Annotated in this window: 18 protein-coding genes, 2 tRNA genes and 1 pseudogene; 8 read left to right on the plus strand and 13 right to left on the minus strand. The window is 59.3% G+C overall.

The annotated features are described in order from the left end of the window. Nucleotides 1-5 precede the first annotated feature (5 nt). The 3 genes from ACZ9BB_RS08800 to ACZ9BB_RS08810 all read right to left on the minus strand — a co-directional run bounded on the left by ACZ9BB_RS08800 (nt 6) and on the right by ACZ9BB_RS08810 (nt 1978). Nucleotides 6-494 carry an RES family NAD+ phosphorylase gene (locus tag ACZ9BB_RS08800; RefSeq protein ID WP_476213418.1) on the minus strand — a complete coding sequence of 163 codons (489 nt, stop codon included), beginning with the start codon at nt 492-494 and terminating at the stop codon, nt 6-8. Next, complete coding sequence (locus ACZ9BB_RS08805; RefSeq protein ID WP_476218253.1) at nt 491-964, minus strand: antitoxin Xre/MbcA/ParS toxin-binding domain-containing protein; 474 nt, start codon at nt 962-964, stop codon at nt 491-493. Before ACZ9BB_RS08805 ends, ACZ9BB_RS08800 begins: the two co-directional genes overlap by 4 nt. Nucleotides 965-1294: 330 nt before the next feature. Further along, a complete protein-coding gene (locus ACZ9BB_RS08810; protein ID WP_476213419.1) occupies nt 1295-1978 on the minus strand; it encodes a glutathione S-transferase family protein in 684 nt (227 codons plus the stop codon). Between the two features lie 296 nt (nt 1979-2274). Between ACZ9BB_RS08810 and ACZ9BB_RS08815 the strand changes: the two genes are divergently transcribed. After that, nucleotides 2275-3201 carry an alpha/beta fold hydrolase gene (locus ACZ9BB_RS08815; RefSeq protein WP_476213420.1) on the plus strand — a complete coding sequence of 309 codons (927 nt, stop codon included), beginning with the start codon at nt 2275-2277 and terminating at the stop codon, nt 3199-3201. On the opposite strand, the gene ACZ9BB_RS08820 is transcribed toward ACZ9BB_RS08815, so the two are convergent. From ACZ9BB_RS08820 to ACZ9BB_RS08835, 4 genes are read right to left on the minus strand one after another with little or no spacing between them, the layout of a single operon-like run. Continuing rightward, nucleotides 3178-3642: a response regulator gene (locus tag ACZ9BB_RS08820; protein ID WP_476213421.1), complete on the minus strand. Its 465-nt coding sequence runs from the start codon at nt 3640-3642 to the stop codon at nt 3178-3180. The two genes, ACZ9BB_RS08815 and ACZ9BB_RS08820, sit on opposite strands and share 24 nt — an antisense overlap. After that, nucleotides 3639-5966 carry an ATP-binding protein gene (locus ACZ9BB_RS08825; protein ID WP_476213422.1) on the minus strand — a complete coding sequence of 776 codons (2328 nt, stop codon included), beginning with the start codon at nt 5964-5966 and terminating at the stop codon, nt 3639-3641. The genes ACZ9BB_RS08820 and ACZ9BB_RS08825 overlap by 4 nt, the downstream gene beginning before the upstream one ends. After that, nucleotides 5963-6616, minus strand: a complete 654-nt coding sequence (locus ACZ9BB_RS08830; RefSeq protein WP_476213423.1) for a response regulator — start codon at nt 6614-6616, stop codon at nt 5963-5965. The genes ACZ9BB_RS08825 and ACZ9BB_RS08830 overlap by 4 nt, the downstream gene beginning before the upstream one ends. After that, entirely contained in the window at nt 6613-7797 is a 1185-nt protein-coding gene (locus ACZ9BB_RS08835) for a sensor histidine kinase (protein ID WP_476213424.1), read from the minus strand. The genes ACZ9BB_RS08830 and ACZ9BB_RS08835 overlap by 4 nt, the downstream gene beginning before the upstream one ends. Before the next feature lie 171 nt (nt 7798-7968). Between ACZ9BB_RS08835 and ACZ9BB_RS08840 the strand changes: the two are divergent. Then, nucleotides 7969-8488, plus strand: a pseudogene (locus ACZ9BB_RS08840) (SgcJ/EcaC family oxidoreductase). Nucleotides 8489-8545: 57 nt separating this feature from the next. Here the strand turns inward: ACZ9BB_RS08840 and ACZ9BB_RS08845 are convergent. Beyond that, a complete protein-coding gene (locus tag ACZ9BB_RS08845; protein WP_476213425.1) occupies nt 8546-9472 on the minus strand; it encodes a bifunctional 5,10-methylenetetrahydrofolate dehydrogenase/5,10-methenyltetrahydrofolate cyclohydrolase in 927 nt (308 codons plus the stop codon). Between the two features lie 580 nt (nt 9473-10052). On the opposite strand from ACZ9BB_RS08845, the gene nirB reads away from it, so the two are divergent. From nirB to ACZ9BB_RS08860, 3 genes are read left to right on the plus strand one after another with little or no spacing between them, the layout of a single operon-like run. Then, nucleotides 10053-12614: a nitrite reductase large subunit NirB gene (gene nirB / locus ACZ9BB_RS08850; RefSeq protein WP_476213426.1), complete on the plus strand. Its 2562-nt coding sequence runs from the start codon at nt 10053-10055 to the stop codon at nt 12612-12614. After that, nucleotides 12614-13000 carry a nitrite reductase small subunit NirD gene (nirD, locus tag ACZ9BB_RS08855; protein ID WP_476213427.1) on the plus strand — a complete coding sequence of 129 codons (387 nt, stop codon included), beginning with the start codon at nt 12614-12616 and terminating at the stop codon, nt 12998-13000. Before nirB ends, nirD begins: the two co-directional genes overlap by 1 nt. Before the next feature lie 31 nt (nt 13001-13031). Further along, a complete protein-coding gene (locus tag ACZ9BB_RS08860; protein ID WP_476213428.1) occupies nt 13032-13472 on the plus strand; it encodes a CBS domain-containing protein in 441 nt (146 codons plus the stop codon). A 109-nt stretch (nt 13473-13581) separates the two neighbouring features. Here the strand turns inward: ACZ9BB_RS08860 and ACZ9BB_RS08865 are convergent, their stop codons facing one another. Together ACZ9BB_RS08865 and ACZ9BB_RS08870 are read right to left on the minus strand one after the other, a co-directional pair. Beyond that, a complete protein-coding gene (locus ACZ9BB_RS08865) occupies nt 13582-14355 on the minus strand; it encodes an L-iditol 2-dehydrogenase (RefSeq protein ID WP_476213429.1) in 774 nt (257 codons plus the stop codon). Between the two features lie 270 nt (nt 14356-14625). After that, complete coding sequence (locus tag ACZ9BB_RS08870; RefSeq protein ID WP_476213430.1) at nt 14626-15936, minus strand: ABC transporter substrate-binding protein; 1311 nt, start codon at nt 15934-15936, stop codon at nt 14626-14628. 323 nt (nt 15937-16259) lie between these two features. On the opposite strand from ACZ9BB_RS08870, the gene ACZ9BB_RS08875 reads away from it, so the two are divergent. From ACZ9BB_RS08875 to ACZ9BB_RS08885, 3 genes are all read left to right on the plus strand, one after another. Next, on the plus strand, nt 16260-17165 hold the full coding sequence (locus tag ACZ9BB_RS08875) for a helix-turn-helix domain-containing protein (RefSeq protein ID WP_476213431.1): 906 nt from the start codon (nt 16260-16262) through the stop codon (nt 17163-17165). A 206-nt stretch (nt 17166-17371) separates the two neighbouring features. Further along, nucleotides 17372-17445: transfer RNA gene (locus tag ACZ9BB_RS08880), tRNA-Cys, on the plus strand. Between the two features lie 195 nt (nt 17446-17640). Then, nucleotides 17641-17727 (plus strand) — tRNA-Leu (locus ACZ9BB_RS08885). A gap of 189 nt (nt 17728-17916) precedes the next feature. Here ACZ9BB_RS08885 and ACZ9BB_RS08890 read toward each other — a convergent pair. From ACZ9BB_RS08890 to ACZ9BB_RS08900, 3 genes are all read right to left on the minus strand, one after another. Beyond that, a complete protein-coding gene (locus ACZ9BB_RS08890; protein WP_476213432.1) occupies nt 17917-18603 on the minus strand; it encodes a phytanoyl-CoA dioxygenase family protein in 687 nt (228 codons plus the stop codon). Between the two features lie 72 nt (nt 18604-18675). Next, on the minus strand, nt 18676-19419 hold the full coding sequence (locus ACZ9BB_RS08895) for an anti-sigma factor family protein (protein ID WP_476213433.1): 744 nt from the start codon (nt 19417-19419) through the stop codon (nt 18676-18678). Next, the gene (locus ACZ9BB_RS08900; RefSeq protein WP_476213434.1) at nt 19412-19924 is read right to left on the minus strand and encodes a sigma-70 family RNA polymerase sigma factor; all 513 of its coding nucleotides are present in this window, start codon (nt 19922-19924) and stop codon (nt 19412-19414) included. Before ACZ9BB_RS08900 ends, ACZ9BB_RS08895 begins: the two co-directional genes overlap by 8 nt. Between the last annotated feature and the right edge of the window lie 120 nt (nt 19925-20044).

Raw genomic sequence — 20044 nt, forward strand, 5'->3', positions numbered from 1 at the left:
ACCGCTTACTTAAGCAACCGGGTATCCAGCCCAAACCGTTCCTGCGACACAAGCCTGAACTGGTCCGCCGCCAAATCGCAGCTCACCAGCAAATTCCAGGAGTGGCGGGTCACCGCCGAAGGAATCAGCAAAAACGGATGCTGGGCCAGCAACGCATCAGCAAACTGCTGCTGATTGGGTGAAGGTAGTGACGGGACAAGCCAGTTCGGGTTCGGCACATCTTCTGGCTGCACAACCTTGATAAGCACCGAATCCAGTACCTCAAAGCAGGTCAGCAAATGGGGCACCGTATCCAGGGCATCAAAACCCAAGTGGGCCGCAACTTCGAGGACAGCCGTGGACGGATCGGCCGATGCATAAATAACCCGGCGGCCGGGAGAGTTCCAACGACCACCGGATCGTTGCGCACCAATGCCACTGTCCCACGTATCCTTATAGACCTCACGGTCAAGGCGCCAAGCATGCCACCGCCCGTCCCAGGGCAAAGGATTCACTGATAGACCCCGTGTTCAATCCGCGTCAGGTAATCTTCCACCACCTGGAAACCAAGCGAGTTGTCGATCAGTTCCAGCGGAACATTACCGTCCAGGTACTTACAGGGCTTCTTCAACCAGTCCTCAGCCAACTGCTGATTACCAAACACGTCGGTGGCGTGCTCCAGGGTCTGCGCGTACTGGAAGGCTACCGTGCTCTGATGCTGGTTCAGACGTATTGGCTTGGTCTCTTTCGCTAAACGCTGGACGGTCCTGACAGACTTCCCGGTAATGCGCTGAACCAGGCCGTACTCCATGTACAGCGTGGATGTAGAAAGCATGTCCCTGACGTCGCTCAGGTTAAAGCCTTCCTGTGTGTACCGGATGATCAACATGCGCTCGTCACCTTTACGGCCATGTAACAGCACCTCAGTAGGCTTTCTGGTGACCTTCTTTGCCCCCGTTGGCAGGGAGGCTTTTGCTGCGGGCATATCGAAACCCTCCAAACGACATTTGGCGTAATAGTAGCGCCAAATGTCGTGGCTTGGGCAAGCGAGTTTTCCGGCCTTGGTGTGTGGGGTGCTCATAGTCCATCCGTTGTTAGAGCTTGAAGGGTCTAAGCCTGTCAGCGTGCTCAGGCCATGTCAGATCCTAAATGCCGCGATTCCGACGGCCAACCCTAAAAAGACGTCAGATATATCCACTACTTTGCTAAATACCTTCCTCTCGCTGTAGGACGCCATTCAGTGGCAGGACGGTCATGAGCTCTGGTCCGGTCAGGAAAGTAACAGTGTTGTATCAACGTGAGCCGGGCAGGGTGTTCAGCTTTTGTTGTCTGGCGCCTGGCGAAACCGTTGCTCGATGGCATCCGCAAACGGATAAAAAGAAAACCACGGCCCGGCTTCGTCGATCACCTGCTGGAATGACGGTCTGTGTATCAAGCGTTCGAAATAGGCGCTCAAGTGGCGATAGTCGTCGGGGAACGGCACGAGCGTGCGGGCATAGAAAAGCGCCGGTGCAGCGGCGCAGTCGGCCATGCTGAAGTCCGGGCTGGCCACCCAGATTCTGGATGCCATCCGGCGCTCAAGCATGTCGTACACCGTTTTCAGCGTGGATCGCTCTTTGGTCAGATCACCGTTGGTCGCGTGTAGCCGATCACTGACAATCTGTTGCATCGGCGTTTGTACATAATGGTCAAAAAAGCGATCCCATAATCGGACTTCCAGCGCGGTCTCCCAATCGTCTGGAACCAGATTGTGTTTGCCTGGAAATCGTCGATCCAGGTACTCGATGATGATGCTGGATTCCGGCAGATTCAGTTGCTGAACAGGGTCAAAAATTATTGGGAACTTTCCGATTGGCCACAATGCCTGAAGTTCTGCGCTGTCGGCAGCGTCCGTGAGGTCGATGATCCTTCTTTCGAATTCGATCCCGTTTTCGTAGAGCGCGATGAGCACTTTATGGCAGTACGACGACAAGGGATGGTAGTAAAGCGTCAGCGACATTTTTCAACTCCTCGTGAGGGGAAGGCCCTGAGATGAAAAAGGTTGGGGGCAATGAGTAATCATAGGCCGATACCGACGAAGCGTCAGAACCGCCACTTTCAAGCGTGCGGACTTGCATACGGAAGAATCCCTGCTTAACTGTGAACCGCTGGTCGGTTGGTGACTTATTGGTCATGGCGTTCATCTCAGCGCCCTTGTAACGTTGTCGCTGGTTTGCGCTGTCAGGCTTGCCCGGAGGAAGCCGGATAGTCAATCAAGCTGTGTGTCTGGTCCAATTTGTTCAAGGAAGGAATGAAATGATGCCGAAAACTGCCATCGTCGGGATTGGTAAGAAGTACAAGGTTTATACCGAGCATTATCTCAACGACGCTGCTGACAAGACCATCATTCTGGTCAACGGCTCGCTGGCAACCACTGCATCCTTTGCTCAAACGGTGCGTTATCTGCGGCCACGCTTCAATGTGGTCCTCTACGATCAGCCCTATGCCGGTCAATCGAAACAACACAACCGGCATGACCAACCGATTCGCAAGGAAGACGAAGCCGAAATACTGCTGGAGTTGATCGAGCACTTTCGCGCGCAGCATGTGCTGTCCTTTTCCTGGGGCGGTGCGGCGACCTTGGTGGCGCTGGCCCAGCGGCCACACCGCATCGAAAAGGCGGTGATCAGTTCATTCGCTGCACGAATCAATACGCCGATGCGCGATTACCTGGAGAGTGGCCGGGACTTTCTCCAGGCCTGTGATCGTCGCAATGTCGGGCGCCTGATCAACAGCACGATCGGCAAGCACCTGCCGTCGCTGTTCAAGCGTTTCAATGAACGCCATGTCAGCAGCCTGGACGCACACGAATACCGGCAGATGCATTTTCACGTCAATGAGGTGTTGACCCAGGACACCCACTGCTACGTTTCCTGCGCCGATGCTATCGATGTCCCGCTGCTGTTTATCAACGGCGATCGGGATGAGTACACCTCGGTGGAGGACGCCCGCCTTTTTGCCCGTCATAGCCGCCAGGCGCAGTTTCAAACCATCAACAATGCCGGGCACTTCCTCGATATGGAACACCCGGCGGCCTGGCATGACACTCAACAGGCCTTGCTGGGCTTTCTGCAGCCGACGGGCTCCAGGCCGCTGCCGCTGAGTCAGCCCCGCAATCCGGCTTTCAGTGGCAAATCCTCAGTGATTCCGCCCCTTCAGTCAGCTCACTGGGTGCGGCCTTGATTGACGCAATAACTCGATCTCATCGGCGGGAACCCGCGTGCGCAGGGCTTTATAAAGTGCGCGGGTTTCAAGCAGGTTCCAGACCCGCAGCATGGTTTCCAGGGCATCCAGTGGCTTACTGATGAAGTCCTTGGCGCCCAGGGCCAAGGCGCGCAGTCGGGTATCTCGGGTGGCGTCGGCGGTGAGTACGAGGACCGGCAGGTATTCGCCGGCCGGGATGCGTCGGTTGAGCTGTTCAAGGACGGCGAATCCGTCGAACTCCGGCATGTGCAGGTCGAGAATAACCAGGTCAGGTTCGAAGCTGTTGAACAGGTCCAGGGTTCGCAGCGGCTGGGTGCTGCTCAGCACGTTGGTCAGTCCTTCGCGAACCAACAGTTGTTCCATTAAATCGAGGTTGGGCCGTTGGTCATCGATGATCAGAATACGCAGGTCGGTGTTCACACGGGCTCCGGTAGGTGCTGGTCTAGATGGGCGAGGAATGAAGGGATGTGAATCGGCTTGGTCAGCACTGCCGTCGCTCCGGCCTCCAGTAAGGCCAGGTGCGTGAGGTCGCTGGCGTCGGCGGTGATCATCAGCACTGGCGTGGCACGGGTGATGGAGGACTGACGCAAGCGTTGCAGGACATTGAAGCCATCAAGATCCGGAAGCGCCACATCCAGCAAAATCAGTTGCGGTGCATGTTGCCGGGCCAGGTCCAGGCCAATTTGCCCCTGCATGCTTGAGAGCAATTGGATGTGCGGTCGCCGTTGCAGCAGGGTTTCGATCAGGGCCAGGCTCGAGAGATTGTCTTCGATGCACAGCACTTTGCCCTGGTAATCCGGGGCGGCGAGGGCGGAAATTACCGTTGCCTGGCTGATTCGTGCAACCGGTGGCTCGGTGGCTGGCTGCAAGCGCGCGAAAGGCAGCTCCAGGGTGAAGCTTGCGCCTTCGCCGGGCTGGCTTTTGACGGTCAGGCTGCCATTCATCATTTCCAGCAGACTTTTGCTCAAGGCCAGACCCAGGCCGGTGCCTTCCACGTTCGGATCAGTCTCCAGGCGCTCGAACGGCTTGAACAGTTGATCCAGTCGATCGGCGGCAATGCCCTTGCCGGTATCGCAGACCGACACGGCAATGCGCTGTTGTTCAACCCTGACCTCAATGTGAACCTGGCCTTGGGGCCGGTTGTATTTAATAGCATTGGACAGCAGGTTGAGCAGCACCTGAACCAGACGTTGGCGATCGGCGACGATCCCGCTGTCGGCGGCGAGCATCGGCAATTCGATCAGTTGGATGCCCGCGTCGCAGGCCATGGGGGAAACCAGCGTCAGGGCTTCTTGCAGAACCACCGCCAAGGGCACGGCTTCAACGTTCAACGGCAGGCGCCCGGCTTCGATCTTGGCGATGTCCAGCACTTCGTTGATCAGGGTCAGCAGGTGTTGTCCGGCCCGCAGGATGTGACCGATCTGTGCCCGCTGGCCCTTGGGCGAGTCCATGTCCAGCAGCTGCGCAAAGCCGAGAATGGAGTTGAGCGGCGTCCGCAGTTCGTGGCTCATGCGCGACAGGAACTCGCTTTTGGCGCGGCTGGCGCGCTCCGCCTCTTCCCGCGCGGTACTCAGCGCGATCTCGGCCGCGCGGCGATCGGTGATGTCGCGGGTGATTTTGGAGAACCCGCGCAGGGCACCACTGCTGTCGTACTGCGCGGTAATCACTACGCTGGCCCAGAAACGGCTGCCATCCTTGCGGCAACGCCAGGCCTCTTCCATGTAATGACCATCGCGAGTGGCCTCGCGCAGCGCCATGTCCGGATGCTGTGGACATTCTTGTGGCAGATAAAATACCGAGAAATGCTGGCCGACGATCTCCTGCTCGGTGTAGCCCTTGATCCGTTCGGCGCCCGCATTCCAACTGGTGACGACGCCCCGTGTATCGAGGGCGAAAATGCCGTAGTCCTTTACCCCGTCGATGATCAGCCGCAAGCGCTCTTCATTGTCGCGCAAGGCCCGTTCACGCTCGGCCAGCAACAGTCCTGCTTCAACCAGACGTGTGCCCAATTGACCAATTTCATCGTTCTCTGGCGGTTGCGGCAACAACGGCTGACCGAGTGCCAGTCGCTGGGCGTTACCCTGGACCTGTTTCACCCGGGCGACGATGCCTTTGGACAGAAACAGCACCGCGACAATGGCGCCGAACAAACCGCAAGCTGCGGCCAGCAAGGTGGAGAACAACAACCGCTGGCGAGTGGAAGCCGCCGCCGCGGTACGCTCGGCCAGCAGGGTGTCTTCAAGGGTGCGCATGGCGCTGATGCGTTCGCGCAGTTCGTCGAGGATGTGCTTGTTGTTGATCAGGATCGTGGTGATCGTCTCGGGTGTTGCATTGCGATCATCGAGCAGTTCAACCAGACCTTCGACTTTGGTGGCGATCAACGGGGTGATGGCTTCCAGATGTTTGCGCACACGTTCATCGCGAACGTTGCCGTCGAGCCGCCGCAGCGCCGATTCGATCAAGGGTTTGGCTTGTCGATAACCCGGCAGGAAATCCTCGCGACGGGTCAGTAGATAGCCGCGCACGCTCGCGGCGGCCTCGGCGAGCAGCGTGTGTACGGCCTGAATATCGCCTTGCACCAGCAGCACACGGCGTACGTCTTCTTCGGCGCGCGCGGTCTGGCGCTCGGTGATGTAGATCAGCACCAGCGAGAGCAACAGAATCACCAACGGCAGGGAAATCACCACGAGGGCTTTGCCGCGTAACGGCAGATCAGCCCAGCGTCGGGCATTGGACACTGTCATGGCTGCGTCACCATGCCCAAGGCGATGCCACGTACAGCGGCCTGTGTGCGATCGGCGGCACCGAGCTTGCCGATGACCCGTTCCACGTGGGCTTTGGCCGTCCCCGTCGTAATGCCGAGTTTTTCGCCGATTTCACGGTTGCTGCATCCGCTGGCCACCAGCCCGAGGACCTGGCGTTCGCGGGCGGTCAGGGTTTCGGCAGGTGCGGCGCCGCTGGCGTTGCGTTCGGTCATGCGCCGTAGCAGACGGGCGCTGACCGCGCTATTGAGGGCTTCCTCACCCGCAGCGACGCGTTGCAGGGCGTTGATCACTTCATCACGGCTGGCGTCTTTGAGCAGGTAGCCCACAGCACCGGCATTCATCGCCGCTTCCAGATGATCCGGGCTGTCGTCCATGGTGAAGATCACCACTTTCAAGGCCGGCAGGCGTTGCTGAAGAATTCGCGCCGCGCCCAGCCCGTTGAGTACGGGCATGCGAATGTCGAGGATGACGATATCGGGCAGCAGGCGCTCGCACGCGTCCACCGCTTCCTGGCCATCGCGGGCCTGGCCGACCACTTCGAATTGTGGATGGCCGGCCAGCAGCGCCACGAAACCGGTTCGGGTGACCTCATGATCGTCCGCCAGAACCAAGCGTAAAACTGCAGTCATTGAGCTGTTCCATTGAGGTCAGAGGGGACGGTGGCACGCAGTTGCGTTCCGCCGTGCGCATGGCTGATGCAGGTGAAGTCACCGCCCAGCAGGCTCGCGCGTTCCTGCATCGCGGCGAGCCCCAGGTGCCGGGCGCCGCAGGTGTCGAGTCGTTGCTCCATGGCAAAACCTTTGCCGTTATCGTCGACCAGCAGTGAGGCCTGTCCTTCGTGCAGTTCCAGCGCCAGGACGACGTGGCTGGCCTGCGCATGTTTGAGGATGTTGTTGATGCCTTCCTGGGCAATCCGGAACAGGGCGATCTCCACCTGGCTGGGCAAGCGTGCTTCGCAACGCGCACTCCAGTTCACTTTGATCCCGGCGTCGCGCAGGCGATCGGCCTCTTTGTCGACCGCCTTCAGCAAGCCGAAATCGTCAAGCACAGTCGGGCGCAGGCCGCTGATCAATTGCCGGCCTTCACCCACGCAATGCTGGGCCAATGCCAGAATCGCTTGTAAGTCTTTGCCGAGTTCGTCGGGCAGTGTCGGGCAGCGACCGGCAAAACCTTGCAGACGCTGATGCAACCCGGCCAGGGTTTGGGCCAGGCCGTCGTGCAGGTCGTAGGCCATGCGTTTGCGTTCATCTTCCTGTGCCCTGAACAGCCTGTGGACCAAATCGGACATGGTGCGCTCGCGGGCTACCAGAGCGTCCAGCAGACGCTGGTTTTCAAGGTGCGCGGCCAGCAGGGTGGCGAGCAATTGCAGGGATTCGATGTCCTCGGTGTCCGGGGCACTGATGCTCACGCTATTGGCCAGCACCAACGCACCGAAGGCCGCGCCATCGCCACCGCGCAAAGGCACCCGCAGCACGTTGGGCAGGATCGCACCTGGCTGTTCCTGCCATTGCGCAATGCTCATCGCGGTATCGGCGAGGTGCTCGAGGCTGTGTAAACGATCACGGCTGCCGTGACTGGCGGTGGTGCTGATTTGCCCATCCACGCCCCATTCCAGCAGTAGCGCGTGGTCCATCGCCAGGAAAGCGCAGGCCCGTTGCAGCACGCGTTGGCGCATCGCCTCGGGAGCCAGTTGCGTCAGTTCCTGGCCGGTATCCACCAACAGCCGCAGCCGCGCGGCGCGACTTTGCGATTGTCGGTACTGGGTGCGTATGGCCAGGGCGCTACCGGGGTCATGATCAGGAGTTTGCATGGGCGGGGTCCAGCGCTGGCACGCCCGTTCGGGCAGGGGCGTTATTAAACCGTGTTAACGGGGCAGGGCGCCATCTGCCGAATGGCATAGGCAAATACCCCCGGTTGGCCGATGGCGGGGCACGTTTGGCGCGGCACAGTGTGCCCATCGACCATCACTGGAGCATCGCAAATGAAATTCAAGACCTCGGCCATCGCGCTGTTTTTCGCCCTGACCGCCCCGTTGGCCCAGGCGCTGGAAACCGTACCTTACGTTTACAGCAGCGTGGCCGAACAACCCGCTAATGTGAAGGATCGCGAAATCGCCGCACTGTTCGAGCAATGGAATAGCGCGTTGAAGAGCGGCAATGTGCAGAGTGTGGTCGACCTGTACGCGCCGAACGCCGTGTTGCAGCCAACGGTTTCCAACAAGGTGCGCACCACGCCGGCACAGATCAAGGACTACTTCGATCACTTCATGGCACTCAAGCCAGTGGGCCAGATCAACTACCGCGAGATCCGTCCGTTGGGCGCGAACGTGGCCATGGACAGTGGCGTCTACACCTTTACCCTGACCGAGGCCGACGGCAAGACCCGTCAGGTGCAGGCGCGTTACACCTTTGTCTACGAACAGGTGGGGCGGGCAGTGGAAGATTCTCAACCACCACTCTTCGGCGATGCCACAAGCGCAGGTGCTGCACGCCGGGAAATAAACAGAGGGTGTTCAATACCGACACGGCCCACTTCGAAGTGGGCCGTGTGCGTTGTGCTCAGTTCAATGCCAGGTCGTCCGCAGGCTGCTGCCCGCGGGCTTGGGCGGCGCGCTGCAACTGGCAGGCAATCAGGGTGTTTTTCAGCAGATAGGCAATGGTCATCGGCCCGACGCCACCGGGCACCGGGGTGATCGCCCGGGCGACGGTGCGGGCGCTGGCGTAGTCGACATCGCCCACCAGACGATCGCCGGATTCGCTGGCGATACGGTTGATGCCGACGTCGATCACCACCGCGCCGGGCTTGAGCCAACTGGCGTCGATCAACTCTGGCCGGCCCACCGCCGCGACCACGATATCCGCCAACCGGCACAACGCCGGGGCATCGACGCTGCGCGAATGCACCACGCTGACCGAGCAGTTGGCCTGCAACAGCAAGGTCGCCATTGGTTTGCCGACAATGTTCGAACGGCCGATGACCACCGCGTGCAAGCCGCTCAAGTCATCACCGCAGGTCTCATGCAGCAGGCGCATGCAGCCGCTGGGCGTGCACGGGGTCAGAACCTCCATGCCTTGCACCAGCCCGCCGACGTTTTCCCGATGAAAACCGTCGACGTCCTTGATCGGGTCGATGGCATGGATCACCGCCTGTTCGTCGATAGCGGCGGGCAAGGGCAGTTGCACCAGGATGCCGGTCACCGAGGCATCGGCGTTGAGTTGCGCAATCAGTTCCAGTACCTGGGCCTGGCTGGCGGTTTCCGGCAGGCGGTATTCAAGGGAACGGATGCCGACTTCCTTGGCCCGCAGCAGTTTGTTGCGCACATAAACGTGGCTGGCCGGGTCGTCGCCGACCAACAGGACCGCCAGGGCGGGATAGATCTGCTGGCCGGCCAGGGCTAGAACCTCTTCCCGGACCTCGTCGAGAACCTGGGCAGAAATGGCTTTGCCGTCGATATCGCGGGCAAATGCGGGGGTGCTGCTGGTCAAAAGAGTCACCGTTGTCTGATTAAAAAGGGGGCAGTGATCATCGAGGCGTCTTTGCGCGACGATGATTCATCAGAGACATGCAGGCAAGGGGGCTCAGGCTACCAGTTGAGGGCAGGCGAATGCCACCGCAACGCGGGAGGACCAGACAGCCCGCGATCATGGGCAATCTGTATGGGCGTTAGACAAAGGGTGTCTTTTATTCGCTGAGGTGCATGCACTTTTATGAAGCTCACCTCGCATGGCCTGCACTATGCCAAGGCAAAAAACCAAACGACCGGATCGATCACCCTGAAGGGAAACCACGTCAACCCCCCGGTAAACCCGCACTGAAAAGGCCTTTCCAATACGCCCGACGCGCAACTGGCACAAACGCTGCATTACATCGATCAAGGTCCACGCAGTGGGCCGCCCCGTCGATCAACGAAGATCGACCGGCCGAGCAGGTCGTGGGCAACATCGGTGGATCCGGCGAAGGCGCCAGGTCGAACACCGCGAACAGGCAAAGACGCCTGAAACCGAGAGGTTTCAGGCGTTTTTTTTTGCTTTTTTAACCGTGATTGGCTTTGGCTGGGTGCTTACTATGAATTCCAATGTTGCCGCATTGAACAAACTGCAGACGCTGATCGTGATCGGCAATGGCATGGTCGGACATCATTGTGTCGAGCAGCTCATCGAGCGCGGCGCCCTTGACCACTACCGTCTGCATGTCTTCAGCGAAGAGCCGATGCGCGCCTACGACCGGGTGCATCTGTCCGAGTATTTCGGTGGTCGAGATGCCGAGTCGTTGGCCCTGGGCGAAGCCTCTCTGTACCAGACGCCGGGCGTCACTCTGCATTTGGGCGTGCCCGTGCTGGAAATCGACCGAGCGCGACGCCAGGTGATCACCGCACAAGGTTGCGTCGCATACGACAAACTGGTTCTGGCCACCGGGTCTTATCCCTTCGTGCCGCCTATTGAAGGTGCGGAAGGTGACTCGCGCCTGGTCTATCGCACCCTCGAAGACCTCGACGCGATTCGTGCCGCGGCAGCCAATGCACGGCGTGGCGTGGTGGTCGGCGGTGGTCTGCTTGGCCTGGAAGCTGCCAATGCCTTGAAAAGCCTGGGCCTGGAAGCGCATGTGGTGGAATTCGCGCCGCGCCTGATGCCGGTGCAGCTGGACGAGCAGGGTGGCTTGGCGCTGAAGGCGCAAATCGAGCGACTCGGTGTTGGCGTGCACCTGTCCCGTGGCACGCAGTCGATCAGTGCTGGCGAGGAATACCGTTATCGGATGAATTTTGCCAATGACGAATTTCTCGAAGCCGACCTGATCGTGTTCTCCGCCGGTATCCGCGCGCAAGATGCGTTGGCCCGCCAATGCGCGCTGGACATCGGACCGCGTGGTGGCGTGGTGATTGACGACCAGTGCCTGACCAGCGATCCGAATATCTACGCCATCGGCGAGTGTGCGGCCTGGAATGGCAGCCTTTTCGGTCTGGTCGCTCCCGGTTATCAGATGGCCCGTGGCGTCGCGGCGCTGTTGTGCAATCAAGTCGCGGAGCCGTTCCAGGGCGCCGACATGTCGACCAAGCTCAAACTGCTCGGCGTCGATGTCGGTTCCATTGGCGATGCTCACGCCCAGACTCCGGGTGCGCGCAGTTATCAGTTCATCGATGAAGCGACGGCCAGCTACCGGCGCCTGGTGGTGGACGCCGACAGCAAACGCGTGCTCGGCGCGGTGCTGGTCGGCGACAACAGCTATTACGACACCCTGCTGCAATATACGCAGAACGGCATTGCCTTGCCGTCGGAACCGGCGAGCCTGATTCTGCCGTCGTCCACCGGCGCGCCAACCCTGGGCCCGGGCGCGTTGCCCGAGTCGGCGACCGTTTGCTCGTGCCATAACGTCACCAAGGGCTCCATCTGCTCGGCCATCGACGGTGGTTGCACCGACCTGGGGCTGCTCAAGTCGCAGACCAAAGCCTGCACCGGTTGCGGCGGTTGCGCCGGGCTGCTCAAGCAAGTGTTCGAGCATGAACTGATCGCCCGTGGGGTCAGTGTCGACAAGAGCCTGTGCGAACACTTCGCCTACACCCGCCAGGAACTCTATGCGCTGGTGCGGGTAGAAGGGGTGATCACTTTCGAAGAACTGCTGGCCAAACACGGCCGTGGCCATACCGGTTGCGACGTGTGCAAACCGGCGGTGGGCTCGATCCTCGCTTCGTGCTGGAACCAGCCGATCATGGACGCTTCGCTGGTGCCCTTGCAGGACACCAACGACACCTTCATGGCCAACATGCAGAAAAACGGCACCTATTCGGTGGTGCCACGCATTGCCGGGGGCGAGATCACTGCCGACAAGTTGATTGCGATTGGCGTGGTGGCGAAGAAATACGACCTCTACACCAAAATCACCGGCGGCCAGCGGATCGACCTGTTCGGCGCCCAGTTGCATCAGTTGCCGGACATCTGGTCCGAGCTGATTGAGGCCGGTTTCGAAACCGGGCACGCCTATGGCAAATCGACTCGCACGGTGAAGTCTTGCGTGGGTAGCACCTGGTGCCGTTACGGCGTGCAGGACAGCGTGAAAATGGCCCTGACCCTCGAGGATCGCTACAAAGGCCTGCGCTCGCCGCACAAACTCAAGTTCGCCGTCTCTGGCTGCACCCGTGAATGTGCCGAGGCACAGAGCAAGGACGTGGGCGTGATCGCCACCGAGAACGGCTGGAATCTCTACGTGGCCGGGAACGGCGGCATGCGCCCACGCCACGCCGAGCTGTTCGCCACCGACCTGGACGATGAAACCCTGATCCGTTACATCGACCGCTTCCTGATGTTCTACATCCGCACCGCCGACAAATTGCAGCGCACCTCGGTCTGGCGCGAAAGCCTGGAGGGCGGCCTGGATTACCTCAAGGACGTGATCATCAACGACAGCCTGGGACTTGGCGCAGAACTTGAGTCGCAAATGCAGTTGGTGGTCAACCGCTACGAATGCGAATGGGCCAATGCCCTCAAAGACCCGGAAAAACTCAAGCGCTTCCGCACTTTCGTCAACGATCAACGCCCGGACCCGGACATTCATTTTGTTCAGGAACGCGGTCAACGTCGGCCGATCATGGCTGCCGAACTCAACCTTATCCCTGTCACCGAGGAGAATGCCTGATGAGTCAGTCCAATACCCAGCGTGTCGAAGTCCCTGCAACCGCAGCCAATGCTCAGGCCTGGCAGGCGGTGTGCAGCCAGCAGGATCTGGTCAGCAACTCCGGCGTCGTGGTCTGGCTCGACGGCGCCCAGGTGGCGCTGTTCTACCTGCCGCACGCCGAGGGCCGCACCCTCTACGCCATCGACAATCATGATCCGCAATCGGGCGCGAACGTCATTGGCCGCGGACTGATCGGCAGCCTCAAGGGGGATCTGGTGGTTGCTTCGCCGATCTACAAGCAGCATTTCCGTCTTGAAGACGGCAGTTGCCTGGAGTACCCGGAGCAGCGCCTGCGGGTCTGGCCGGTACGCCTGAACGCCGGCGTCGTGGAAGTCGCGGCGGCTTGACCGCCGCCCTGAACCGCATCGGAGAACGTAGATGAAAACAGCCGCACAGTTGTTGACACTGAAGGTCGTGCAAAACCAGCAAGTGCACAGCATCGCACCGGACCAGATGGTCCTCGACGCCCTGAAAATGATGGCCGAGAAAAACGTCGGTGCGCTGCCTGTCATTGAAGAAGGGCAGGTGGTTGGCGTCATCAGCGAGCGCGACTATGCGCGCAAGGTGGTGCTTCAAGGACGATCTTCGGTCGGCACGCCGGTGCGCGAGATCATGAGCGCGCCGGTGGTGACCGCCGACAGTCAGCAGAGCATCGAGCGTTGCATGGCGGTCATGACCGACAGCCATTTGCGCCATCTGCCCGTGCTGGAGAGCGGCGAATTGATCGGGTTGCTGTCGATTGGCGATCTGGTGAAGGAGGCCATCGTCGAGCAGGCCGATTTGATTCGGCAACTGGAGCACTACATTCGCGGGCATTGAGAACGCTCACCGGTTTCGTCTTTGAGGTGCAGGGTAATGTAAGAAGGCCATGTCTACCGGGCAGTAGACATGGCCTGTTCGACACGGCTTCAAGTCGGGCTCACTACCGTCAGCTCATCCAATTGCCGCCATCGACGTTATAAGTCTGCGCCACGACGTAATCGCTTTCAGCCGATGCGAGGAAGATCGCCATGCCGACCAGATCCTCTGCCGTGCCCATGCGTCCGTACGGTACTTCCTGACCCGCCAGCTTTTTCTTTTCCCCGAGCGGTCGGTTTTCATAGCGGGCGAACAGCGCATCGACGCCATCCCAATGCTCACCGTCCACCACGCCCGGCGCGATGGCATTCACGTTGATTTTATGCGGGATGAGGTTCAGACCGGCCGATTGCGTGAGGCTGATCACTGCCGCTTTGGTCGCGCAATACACGGCGACGAGCGCTTCACCCCGTCGACCGGCCTGACTGGCCATATTGATGATCTTGCCGCCGTGGCCCTGACGGACCATCTGTTTGGCCGCGGCCTGTAGGGTGAACAGGGTGCCGGAAACGTTGATCGAAAACAGCCGCTCGTAGCTGTCGCGAGAAATCTCGGTAATCGGTGCGAGATCAAACAGGGCGGCGTTGTTGATCAGGATATCGAGCTTGCCTGCGGTGGCTATGACCGCCGCGATAGCACCGTCGATGGATTGCTGATCGGTCACGTCCATCTCGACCGCATAGGCATTCGGCCCCAACTCGGCCGCGGTGGCTTGCGCCCGTTCCAGGTTGATGTCTGCGATCGCGACTGTGGCGCCTTCGCGGATATAGGCTTGCGCGAACGTTCTCCCGATGCCTCTGGCAGAACCGGTGATAAGGGCGCTTTTTCCTTCCAAACGTTTCATTTTTTCCATCCATTCATTAGAGCTATAGAGAGACGCCCCCGTTGAGGGCATTAAATGCGGTCGTCAGTCTGCGATGAACCCTGTGGGAGCGGGCTTGTGTGGCGAGGGGGCTTGCCCCCGTTGGGTCGCAAAGCGACCCTGAAACCAGTCACCGCGATCCTTAGTCAGCAACGCGTTGTCTGGTTTACGACTGCTTCGCAGCCGAACGGGGTGATGCGGCATTCCGACAAGCCCCCTCGCCACACAAGCCCGCTCCCACACGGGTTACCCCTACTTGGGATAACCAGCGCGCTTCATCTCGCGTTCGGTGGTTTGCTGGGCGGAGGCCAGGGCTTGCTCCACCGGCATCTGCCCGGTGAGCGCCGCAGACATCAGCTTGCCGACCGATGTGCCAATGGCCTGGAACTCGGGAATGGTCACGTACTGGATACCGACGTAAGGCACCGGTTTGGCGCAAGGGTGCGCTGGGTCGGCGTGCTGCATCATTTTCAGCGTGACACTGGCGAAGGGCGCGGCCTGCAAATAAGCGTCGCTGTAGGTGGACATGCGGGTGCCCGGCGGTACGTTGGTGATGCCATCCTTCTCGGCGACCAGTTGGATGTATTCCTTGGAGGTCGCCCACGTCACAAAGGCTTTGGCGGCTTCCTTGTGTTTGGACGTCGCGGGGATGGCCAGCGACCAGGCATAGAGCCAGGACGAACCCTTGTCGGTGACTTGCGTGGGCGCCGCGACGAAGCCAACGCTATCGGCGACTTTGCTTTGGGTTTTGTCGGTGATGAAGGAACCGGCGACGCTGGCATCGACCCAAATCGCGCATTTACCGCTGTTGAACAGGGCCAGCGTCTCGTTGAAGCCATTGCTCGACACGCCCGGCGGACCGAACTGCTTGAGGGTATTGACGTAGAAGTTCGCGGCAGCGGTCCATTCCGGCCCGGTGAGTTGCGGCTGCCACTGCTCGTCGAACCAGCGCGCACCAAAGGCGTTGGACATGGTGGTCAGCAGGGCCATGTTTTCACCCCAACCGGCTTTGCCGCGCAGGCACATTCCATACTGCTCCTTATCCGGCTGGTGCAGCTTGCCGGCGAATTCGCCCAGTTGCGTCCAGGTCGGATGCTCGGGCATGGTCAGGCCGGCCTCCTTGAGCAGGTCGGTGCGGTAATAAGTGACCGTGCTTTCGCCATAGAAGGGCAAGGCATAGAGGGTGTCATTGACCGACAGGCCCTGGCGAACCGAAGGGAAAATATCCGCGAGGTCATAGTTGGCGGGCAGATCCTTCATCGGCTCCAGCCAATGCTTGGCGCCCCACAGTGGCGTCTCGTAGGTGCCGATGGTGAGCACGTCGAACTGGCCGCCCTGAGTGGCAATGTCAGTGGTCAGGCGCTGACGCAATACGTTTTCTTCGAGCACCACCCAGTTGAGCTTCACATCAGGGTGCAACTGTTCGAACGTTTTGGACAACCGCTGCATGCGGATCATGTCGCTGTTGTTCACCGTGGCGATGGTCACCGTTTCGGCCGCCTGGCAGAGCAGGGCGCAGGACAATCCGGCGGACAGAAAAAGCGCTGTTGGAATGATCTTCATCGTGTTCTCCGCTCTGCGCCTGGGCAACAGAAGCTTTTATTGTTGTGGTCATCCACGGTGCGGGTCATATTCGCAACGGGATGACCACAGGATTACAGCTACCCAGGCGCTGAACAAATGAACGGCATACGCGACACTGATACTTTTTTAACCGTGGCATCCGTGGAAAAAAAGTATCAGTGGCCAACATATAACCGGCTAGGCAACGGGCGCCTTTGGTGTGAGTCTGGCTGTCAGCAAAGTAAAGCCTCGAATCAGCTTCGCCGGGTTCCGGGCTTCGCAGTAGCCTTGATAAAACCAACAAAAACGGGATCGCCAGAGTGATGAGCCATCACGCAACCGCAGACAAACCGCCGGCGCTTGAAGTCATTCTGAACGAGCCGCAACACAGCTTTCGTTGGTATGAACATGACTATCCCTTCGACCTTGCTCGCTGGAACCATCATCCGGAATTCGAGATCCACCTGATCCGCGAGGGCAGCGGACGGCTGTTGGCCGGTGACTATATCGGCCTGTTCGAGGCTGGCCATGTCGCCCTGATCGGCCCAGGCCTGCCTCACGACTGGATCAGCGATCTGGGCAAAGGCGAGGTGATTGGGGGGCGCGACGTGGTGTTGCAGTTCGACGGTCAGATGCTGATGCAACTGCGCGACAAGATCCCTGAACTCAGCGAGTTGCAAAGCCTGTTTCGCCAAGCGGCACAGGGCATCGAATTTCATGGCAATACCCGCAAGAAAGCGGCCCGCCTGCTGGAAGACATCGGCCAGTGCCACGGATTGCAGCGACTGTGCCTGTTCCTGTCATTGCTGCAATTGCTGGCCTCGGCCCCCGACAACGAGAAACAGACGCTCGCCAGCCTGCAATATGCGCCCATGCTCGACGCATTGACGGCCCAGCGCATGAGCATTGTCTTCGACTACATCCTGAACGACCTTGCTGACGAGTTACGGATGTCGGTCATCGCCCAGCGCCTGGACATGAATGAACCGGCCTTCTCCAAATTCTTCAAACGCGCCACTGGCCATACCTTCGTCGACCTGACACGCAAACTGCGGGTCCAGCGCGCCTGCCGCTTGCTGGCGCAAAGCAGCTTCAGCGTGGCAGACATCTGCTTTGAAGTGGGTTACGCCAACCTGTCGAATTTCAATCGACACTTCCGCCATGAAATGCACGAGACGCCCAGCGAGTATCGGCAGCGGTTGCAACGTGCGGTGGCGGCCAGCCATTGAAGGCGCACTGTGGTATAAACGCGACCTGGAATTATTTTTCTCCAGTTCTTGACATGCCTTTAGAACCAGTCCAGAATTGCGTCCATTCCTGATTCAGGAAGACGAAAACCCCTTAGATTTCAAAGGGTTGGATACTAGATTAGAATCTTGTTTCCAGATACGAGTTTACACGTTTGATGTTGTTGTTACTGACGTCAGATGTTTGAGGCCGAATAGCAAAATGGTTATGCAGTGGATTGCAAATCCACCTACGCCGGTTCGATTCCGACTTCGGCCTCCACTTTAAACGAGCTCCGTAGATCCATGATCTACGGAGCTTTTTTATTTTCGCAAGCCTGCAAGATTTAGTCTTGAAAAGGGGATTTGCGAACTTGCTTCACCGGGGCGGGATGTATATATTTCCACCTCTGCTGCACAAGCGTCAGAACTGCCAGATCGTTATTGGCCAGTCTCCAGACAGCTTTACCGCGCTACCGCCCGAATGGCGAAACTGGTAGACGCATGGGACTTAAAATCCCCCGCTCGTAAGGGCGTGCCGGTTCGATTCCGGCTTCGGGCACCATAAATATCAAGGGCTTGCGTGAGGTTTCTCATGCAGGCCCTTAGTTTTTCCGCAATATAGTGTCCCTATATCTGGAAGAATCGGTCGGGACGACATGGGCTAAGGGCAGAAAAGGCCTTGTCGTCGATGATCTCCTCGCTGGCGCCCGCGCCAATGACAACAACTCTTTTGTCCTTACTATTTCTCATATCAGCTTCCGTTCTGTGAGCAGGAAAAATCCGAAGGGTCGAACCGATCGGTCGTGTCCATCCGAATACTTCGCAGGCTCACTGTTTCCAGGTGTAACGCGTATAGCGGCTCTGAAAAATAGCTCATCAGGATGGAGCGACGGCGTGCGCCGATTGAGTTCAGGCTGGCCGCATGCACTAAATCGGCATCAAACACCAAGATGTCACCCGCAGAGCCTGAAAGCTGCACAGACCGGGACTCGTCATTGAAGTCGAATGGCGGCTCTTCCTGGTCAGGGCGATGGCTGCCGGGGACGATACGTGTTGCGCCATTCTCGGGGCCATAGTCGTCGAAATAAGCCAGGGCGTTCACAATGTCGCCTGGCCGTTGAGCCGACAAGTCGCGGTGCAGCTGCTGATGACCGCCACCGGCAAGGGGCTCGCGGCCCTCCACCTGTGAGAGGAAGAACCGTTCTCCGATCAACTCACCAACCACCGCCAGGATCTCCGGCAGACGACACACAGCCTGAATCTTCGAATCAGCGTCCAACAGCGAATGGCGCCAATCCATGCCACGCGGCACTGGCCATTGGTCCGCCGGCTTCACGCCCGTATCGAACACGGCACGAAGGTCACCCAACCACTCAGCCGGGATCGCTCGACGGAGCAGCGCGAAGCCATCTCGATGGAGTTGCTCGCGGTCAGTCATAGATTCCTCAATTTCCTTACCACCAACGCGTCTTGCAGAACGGCCCGGGGCTAGACAACAGCATCGGGCAATTCAAGCACCGTCCCTGAGCAACTGGCTGAACGCCTCCAGTTCACTTTTCTCCACATCGGAAACCAGCACGAAACGCATGTGGTTGGCTTGCCAGGACACCACGTTAAAGCCACGAATCGTTTGGGTCTGCCGCGGCTTGTCTGCCTCCGGCCAGGGCAGGATAAACACATTGATGATGTGCCTGGCCCTCCCGTAACTCAGGGCTGCTGTGGTCTGGTGTTGCAGATAATCCAGCCGCCCGCCCAGTAATGGAAACCCCTGCGCCGAGTAATCGAATACCGGCGGCGAGAAGTCGAGTTTGCCGGTGAACCAGGGCTTCACGGTGTGACGGTCGGAGGACACCACATCGTTCAGATGCTCGCCCATCAACGAGCGGACATGGCTGGATACAGCCTCGTCCATCAGCGGTTGTTCGCTGCCCGGCGTCATCACATAAAGCACCATCGCCAAAGCCAGCGCCGCCGCGGAAAACGTTGGTGCGAACCATTTCTGCCAGCGCTCGACGGGGCGAGTCGCGGGAGCGCCAGCAGCAAACACGCTCGCCGCCAACGACGCCGGCGCCGGGTAATACGGCGCCTGGTGCTTCACACTGACCTTCAGCAGTTTCACTTCATCATGCTGCCGCGCGCACTCGGCGCATGCGGCCAGATGCGTAGCCACATCCGCAGCCGTCGCAGGATCGAGTTCCTGATCCAGATAGCCATGCAGCCGTGTCTGGCAAACCGTGCAGTCGAGTTCATTCATGATCGTGCAACTTCAGTAGTTCGAGCTTGAGCATCGCGCGCCCCCGGGCCAGTCTCGACATGACGGTGCCGATGGGGATATCGACCACCAAAGCGATGTCCTTGTAAGGCATGTCTTCGAGTTCTTTCAGCACAATCACCTCACGATACACCGGCGGCAGGGCGCACAGCGCTTGCTGGATCAGCGCCGCGTTTTCCGTGTGAATAGCCAGCAATTCCGGGGTCTGGCTGTGGCTCAGTGCCGCTTCCTCATCGCTAATGTCATCATCGAAAGCAACCCAATGGCGCCCGGCCGAGGCTTTGAGCCAGGTGTAGCTTTCGTTGCGAACGATGGTCAGAAACCAGGCCTTGGCGTTGCCATCGGCGAAGCGCTGCAAAAACCTGAAGGCGCGCAGGGCGCTTTCCTGCACGACATCGCGTGCGGCGCTGTCGTTGCCAGTGAGCCAGCGCGCGAGGTTGTAAGCGGCGTCCAGATGGGGCGCAATCAGTTCCTCAAATCGCTTCATAGTGGTTTCCGCACCGTCACCCCCCTATAACCGTGATGCGTCGTCTTTTATTCCCTGAAAAGAATTTGTTTTCCAGCACGGAATAAACTCTCGTCCCGCAAGGTTTACCTCGTGTCAGCT

It is taken from the genome of Pseudomonas sp. TE3552, assembly GCF_056278945.1.